Source organism: Streptomyces sp. CBMA123 (genome assembly GCF_014596465.1).
Lineage (GTDB): Bacteria > Actinomycetota > Actinomycetes > Streptomycetales > Streptomycetaceae > Kitasatospora.
In genome coordinates this window covers 1-6,108 of record NZ_MECK01000297.1, presented here as the reverse complement: position 1 = coordinate 6,108, position 6,108 = coordinate 1, and the positions used below count along the sequence as shown (strand labels likewise).

Here is a 6,108-nt window from a genome sequence, read left to right as displayed (position 1 = left end):
CTCGTGCAGGACGGGCAGGGCGATCGCGACCGCCAGGGCCAGCGCCGCCGCACCGGTCCAGGCTCCGCGCCGGGCGGCCCGCCGCCGGGGGACGGCCTGCCGGATCCGGGGCAGGGCGCCGAGGCCGGGCTGGATCCCGTCCACCGCGTGGTGCATGAGCCGGCGCAGCGCCCGTTCCTCGGAGGAGAGGTCCGGGAGGTCGTCGTCACCGGGCTGCTGCCGGGCGCCGTCAGCCATGTCCGGCCTCCATCTGGATCCGGAGGGCGGCGAGTCCGCGCGAGCCGTACGCCTTCACCGAACCGAGCGAGATGCCCAGGGTCTCGGCGACCTGCGCCTCCGTCATGTCCACGAAGTAACGCAGCACCAGAACCTCCCGCTGACGGCGTTGCAGACCCCTCAGCGCGGCCTTCAGCTGGTCGCGCTCCAGGGCATCGTAGGCACCTTCTTCTGCACTGGCCATGTCAGGCATCGGCTTCTGCAACAGTCGCAGGCCGAGGATCCGGCGTCGCAGCGTGGAGCGCGACAGGTTGACCACCGTCTGCCGCAGGTAGGCCAGGGTCTTCTCGGGCTCGCGCACCCGGCGCCGGGCGGCGTGCACCCGGATGAAGGCCTCCTGCACGACGTCCTCACAGGTGGAGAGGTCGTCCAGGAGCAGCGCTGCGAGCCGCAGCAGGGAGCGGTAGTGCGCCTGGTAGGTCTCGGTGAGCAGGTCCTCGCTGGTACCCGCGTCGGTACCGGCACCGGAGTCCGCCGCACCGGGTGCGGCCGCCGTCATCTGGTCGTCTTCCGGCCTACTCGAAGACCACGGAATGCGCGACGGGAACGCCACCACGGCTCTCGCCGGGTTGCCCGTCCCTGCCCCCACCATCACGTTCGCCACGCCCGTTGGACACTCGATCCCCTGTCATGGTTGCCCAGCCCGGGGGCCATTCTTCCGCATCGGCGGAAGAGGCCTCCAGGGGATTCCCACGGGATTCCGGACAGATTGTGTCGAGGAGCGGACACAGGTCCGGACATCCTCGGGCACAAGGGGCCCTCCGATCCCGGCTGATGACGGTTCCTAGACCTCCCCCACCGTCAGCTCCGGCCGTCCTCCGACCGCGTTCGGACCGTGCTCGGACCGCTCCCGGACGCTCCCGGACCGCTCCCGGACCGCTCTCGGGCCGCCGGAACGGTCAGCTCTCCCGGAGCGCCGGAACGTCAGCTCTCGGTCCGCCGGACGGTCAGCTCGCCGGCCACCAGCTCGGCGATCTGCAGCAGGTTGAGCGCGGCTCCCTTGCGCAGGTTGTCGCCGCAGAGGAAGAGGTCGAGCGCGTCCGGTTCGTCCAGCGCCCGGCGCACCCGGCCGACCCAGACCGGGTCGGTGCCGACCACGTCGTTCGGGGTGGGGAACTCCCCGGCCGCCGGGTCGTCGTAGAGGACCACGCCGGGCGTCTCCCGCAGGATGTCCTGCGCGTGCTCCTGGCTGACCTCGCGTTCGAAGCGGGCGTGCACGGCCAGCGCGTGGGTGCGGACCACCGGGATCCGCACGCAGGTCGCGGAGACCCGCAGCGCGGGCAGGCCGAGGACCTTGCGGGCCTCGTCGCGCAGCCCGAGCTCCTGGGCGGACCAGCCGCCCTCGCGCAGGCCGCCGGTCCAGGGCACGGCGTTGAGGGCGAGCGGGGCCGCGAACGGCCCCTCGTCGGCGATCACCGCGCGCAGGTCGCCGGTCTGCCGGCCGACCTCGGTGCCGGCCACCAGCGCGGTCTGCTCGCGCAGCGCCGCGGTGCCGGCCCGGCCCTCGCCGCTGGCGGCCTGGTAGGTGGCGACCACGAGCTGTTCCAGCCCGTACTCGGCGTGCAGCGCGCCGACCGCCGCGACCAGCGCCAGCGTGGTGCCGGCCGGACTGGCCACGATGCCGCGCGGACGGATCCGCAGCGCGGCCGCGTTGACCTCGGGGACGACCAGCGGGACGTCCCCGGCGGTGCGGAAGGCGGCCGAGTCGTCGACCACCACGATGCCCTTGGCCGCCACGATCGGCGCCCACTGGGCGGACACCTCGTCGGGGACGGCGAACACGGCGACGTCGATCCCCGCGAAGGCCTCCTCGGTCAGCGGGACGACCGCGACCGCCTCCCCGCGGACCACCGGCGTACGGCCGGCCGTACGCGGGGAGGCGACGAGTCGGACCTCGCCCCAGACGTCCTGGCGGAGCGAGAGCAGGCCGAGCAGCACCTCGCCGACCGCGCCGGTGGCGCCGACGACGGCGAGGTTCGGGCGCGGGGTCACCGCCCGGTGCCCCCGCCCGGCTGCCGGGTCATCGACCGGTGCCGCCGTAGACGACGGCCTCGTCGCTCTCGCTGTCCAGGCCGAAGGCGCTGTGCACGGCGCGGACCGCCTCCGGCACGTCGTCGGCGCGGGTGACCACCGAGATGCGGATCTCCGAGGTGGAGATCAGCTCGATGTTGACGCCCGCGGCGGACAGCGCCTCGAAGAAGTTCGCCGTGACGCCCGGGTTGGAGCGCATGCCGGCGCCGACCAACGAGATCTTGCCGATCGCGTCGTCGTAGCGCAGCGACTCGTAACCGATGCCCTCCTTGACCCGGCCGAGCGCGTCGATGGCCTTCTGGCCCTCGGTCTTCGGCAGGGTGAAGGAGATGTCGGTCAGGCCGGTCGACGCGGCGGAGACGTTCTGCACCACCATGTCGATGTTGACCTCGGCGTCGGCGATGGCACGGAAGATGCGCGCGGCCTCGCCGGGCTTGTCGGGCACGCCGACGACCGTGACCTTGGCCTCGGAGGTGTCGTGGGCGACTCCGGAGATGATGGCCTGCTCCATCTCGCCCCCTTCGGGCTTGTTCGGGTTGTCGTTGCTGACGATCGTCCCGGGAAGACCCGAGAAGGACGAGCGTACGTGAATCGGGATGTTGTAGCGGCGGGCGTACTCCACGCAGCGGTCGAGCAGCACCTTCGAACCGGACGAGGCCAGCTCCAGCATGTCCTCGTACGCGATCCAGTCGATCTTGCGGGCCTTCTTCACCACGCGCGGGTCGGCGGTGAACACGCCGTCCACGTCGGTGTAGATCTCGCAGACCTCGGCCCTGAGCGCGGCGGCCAGCGCGACCGCGGTGGTGTCCGAGCCGCCGCGGCCGAGCGTGGTGATGTCCTTGCTGCTCTGGGACACGCCCTGGAAGCCGGCCACGATCGCGATGTTGCCCTCGTCCAGGGCGGTACGGATGCGGCCCGGCGTCACGTCGATGATGCGCGCCTTGTTGTGGACGGAGTCGGTGATGACGCCGGCCTGACTGCCCGTGAAGGACTGGGCCTCGTGTCCCAGGGATTTGATCGCCATGGCCAGCAGCGCCATGGAGATGCGCTCTCCAGCGGTCAGCAGCATGTCGAACTCACGGCCGGCAGGGAGCGGTGACACCTGCTCCGCGAGTTCGATGAGCTCGTCCGTCGTGTCGCCCATCGCGGACACCACGACGACGACCTCATGGCCGGCCTTCTTGGCATCAACGATTCGGCGGGCAACGCGCTTGATGCCTTCGGCATCCGCAACGGATGAGCCGCCGTACTTCTGCACGACAAGGCCCACGTGCGCTCCTCGACTAGTGTCGTTTTCCGGGGGCTCCAGGCCCCCGTACCCCCGGGGGAAAGGGGGGTGCGGTCCGCGCCAGTCTACCGAGCAGGGGTGCCCTGACCGGCGCTTTCCATATGATGAGACGGTTGTTTCAGCACGTGGGCGGCGGTACGGGCGGTGCCACCGGCAGGTCTGCGGGGCATTCGGCGCCGTTCCGGAGAATCCTCGGACGAATGCCCGGTGCCGCGGCCGGATTTCCCTTCCGGGCGGATTGCTGAGGCATCCGTCACATTCACCGAACGCCCGGGGCCGTCATCGGTCCCGGGCGTTCGATCGACGGATCGGCGACGTTCGGCCTGCGGATCAGCGGCCGATGCCGAGCTCGGCCGCCATCAGGTCGCCCGCCTGCTGCTCCAGCTGCTCGTCGGTGAGCCCGTCGTCGTCGGTGTCCGCGCCGTCCGGCGCCGCACCGATCGGGCTGTCCAGCCGGACGTGGGCGATCAGCGACTGCAGCGCCCGCAGCACCGCCGTGCAGGTCGTGCCCCAGTTGGAGAGGTACGAGAACTGCCACCACCACAGCGCCTCGCTGACCCGGCCCTCGCGGTAGTGGGTCAGGCCGTGCTGGAGCTCGCTGACCACGCCCGCCAGGTCGTCCGAGATCCGGAAGGCGTTCGGCTTCTCCGGCGGACCGTACGGGTCGAAGACCTCGTGGTAGACGTCGATCGGCGCGAGCAGCCCGGCGAGGCGCTCGCGCAGCTGCTCGCCGTCCGGCTCCGGGCCGGTGTCGGGCTCGAAGCGGTCCTCCGGGACGACGTCCTCGATGGCACCCAGCCGACCCCCGGCCAGCAGCAGCTGCGAGACCTCCAGGAGCAGCAGCGAGACCGCGCTGCCCGGTTCGTCGCCCTTGGCGACCTCGGTGACGGCGAGCACGAAGCTCTCCACCGAGTCGGCGATCTGCACGGCGAAGTCGTCCGGCTCGGAGCCGTGGCCGTGGGTGTGCGGGGCGTGGGCCTCCAGCTCCGGATCGGGCTGCGGGCCGTGGGGCTGCTGGTTGATCGTCCGGTCAGACATCGAGCAGTCGTCTCCCTTCGAAGGCGCGGCCGAGGGTGACCTCGTCCGCGTACTCCAGGTCCCCGCCGACGGGCAGTCCGCTCGCCAGCCGGGTCACCTTCAGGCCCATCGGCTTGCAGAGCCGGGCCAGGTAGGTGGCGGTCGCCTCCCCCTCCAGGTTGGGGTCGGTGGCCAGGATCAGCTCGGTGACCGTGCCGTCCGCGAGGCGCGCGAGCAGCTCACGGATGCGCAGGTCGTCCGGGCCGACGCCCTCGATGGGGCTGATCGCGCCGCCCAGCACGTGGTAGCGGCCGCGGAACTCACGGGTGCGCTCGATGGCGACGACGTCCTTGGGCTCCTCGACCACGCAGATGACGCCGAGGTCGCGGCGCGGGTCCAGGCAGACCCGGCACTGCTCGGCCTCGGCGACGTTGCCGCAGACCGCGCAGAAGCGGACCTTGTCCTTGACCTCCAGCAGCGCGTGCGCCAGGCGGCGCACGTCGACCGGGTCGGACTGCAGCACGTGGAAGGCGATCCGCTGGGCGCTCTTGGGCCCGACGCCGGGCAGCCTGCCCAGTTCGTCGATCAGGTCCTGAACCACGCCCTCGTACAACGTCGCGCCTTCCCTCGGATGGTCGGTGGTGCTCCGGTGCCATCATCCAACGAATCGGGCGCCGGACACACCGCCCGACGCCCGACTCCCACAGAAATCACATGGGTCCACCGTCTGAACTTCAGACCGTCGAGTGTTCTCACGGGGCTCTGAGACCTGCCCCGGTACGGTCCTCCGACCGTTCGCTGTCCTCCAACGGCCCCGGAACGGTCCTGGATGGCCCTGGAACGAACCCGGACGGTCCTGGACGGTCCTAGAACGGCAGGCCGGGGATGCCGCCGCCGCCCAGGCCCTGGGTGAGCGGACCCATCCGCTCGGCCTGCATCTTCTGAGCCGCCTGGTTGGCGTCCCGGACGGCCGCCAGGATCAGGTCCGCCAGGGTCTCGGTGTCCTCCGGGTCGACCGCGGCCGGAGCGATGGTCAGCGCCACCAGCTCGCCCGAACCCGTCACCGTCGCCTCGACCAGGCCGCCGCCCGCCGTGCCGTTCACCTTCGCCTCGGCCAGCTCCTGCTGGGCCTTGGCGAGCTCCTCCTGCATCTTCTGCGCCTGCTTGAGCAGCTGCTGCATGTTGGGCTGACCACCACCGGGGAACACGGCTCACTCCTTGCTGTCACGCGGTTCTTCGTCCGTCACCGTTGAGCCTACGGGCCCGGGGCCGGTCCCGTGGCCCCGCCCCGGGAGCCGCTCAGCCGCCGCGGTGGTGGATCTCCTCCAGCACCGTGGCACCCAGCTCGCGGATGATCAGCTCCTGGCCGGAGAACGCCTCCTCGTTGAGGTCCGGGTCGTCCTCCTCCGGGATGTCGTCCTCCGGGGCCACCGACCGCGCCGGGCGGGCCGGGGGCGCCGACGGCGGCGGGGCCTGCACCGGCGCGGGGGCCGGGG

At 71.7% G+C, this 6,108-nt stretch carries 6 protein-coding genes and 2 pseudogenes; all 8 read right to left on the bottom strand.

Annotated elements, in window-relative coordinates; translation table 11 throughout:
* Positions 1–237: pseudogene (locus BG452_RS27905) on the bottom strand (hypothetical protein); the annotation flags it as partial.
* Entirely contained in the window at positions 230–775 is a 546-nt protein-coding gene (locus BG452_RS27900) for a SigE family RNA polymerase sigma factor (protein WP_223242829.1), read from the bottom strand. The pseudogene BG452_RS27905 and the gene BG452_RS27900, both read right to left, overlap by 8 nt.
* Before the next feature lie 425 nt (positions 776–1,200).
* Positions 1,201–2,268 (bottom strand): aspartate-semialdehyde dehydrogenase, encoded by a 1,068-nt coding sequence (locus tag BG452_RS27895; RefSeq protein ID WP_188307119.1) that lies wholly within the window; start codon positions 2,266–2,268, stop codon positions 1,201–1,203.
* 28 nt (positions 2,269–2,296) lie between these two features.
* Complete coding sequence (locus tag BG452_RS27890) at positions 2,297–3,577, bottom strand: aspartate kinase (RefSeq protein WP_188307118.1); 1,281 nt, start codon at positions 3,575–3,577, stop codon at positions 2,297–2,299.
* A gap of 348 nt (positions 3,578–3,925) precedes the next feature.
* Complete coding sequence (locus tag BG452_RS27885) at positions 3,926–4,633, bottom strand: DUF5063 domain-containing protein (protein WP_223242828.1); 708 nt, start codon at positions 4,631–4,633, stop codon at positions 3,926–3,928.
* On the bottom strand, positions 4,626–5,225 hold the full coding sequence (gene recR, locus BG452_RS27880; RefSeq protein WP_188307117.1) for a recombination mediator RecR: 600 nt from the start codon (positions 5,223–5,225) through the stop codon (positions 4,626–4,628). Before recR ends, BG452_RS27885 begins: the two co-directional genes overlap by 8 nt.
* 253 nt (positions 5,226–5,478) lie before the next feature.
* Positions 5,479–5,820: a YbaB/EbfC family nucleoid-associated protein gene (locus BG452_RS27875; RefSeq protein WP_188307116.1), complete on the bottom strand. Its 342-nt coding sequence runs from the start codon at positions 5,818–5,820 to the stop codon at positions 5,479–5,481.
* A gap of 91 nt (positions 5,821–5,911) precedes the next feature.
* Positions 5,912–6,108 (bottom strand): annotated as a pseudogene (locus tag BG452_RS27870) (DNA polymerase III subunit gamma/tau); the annotation flags it as partial.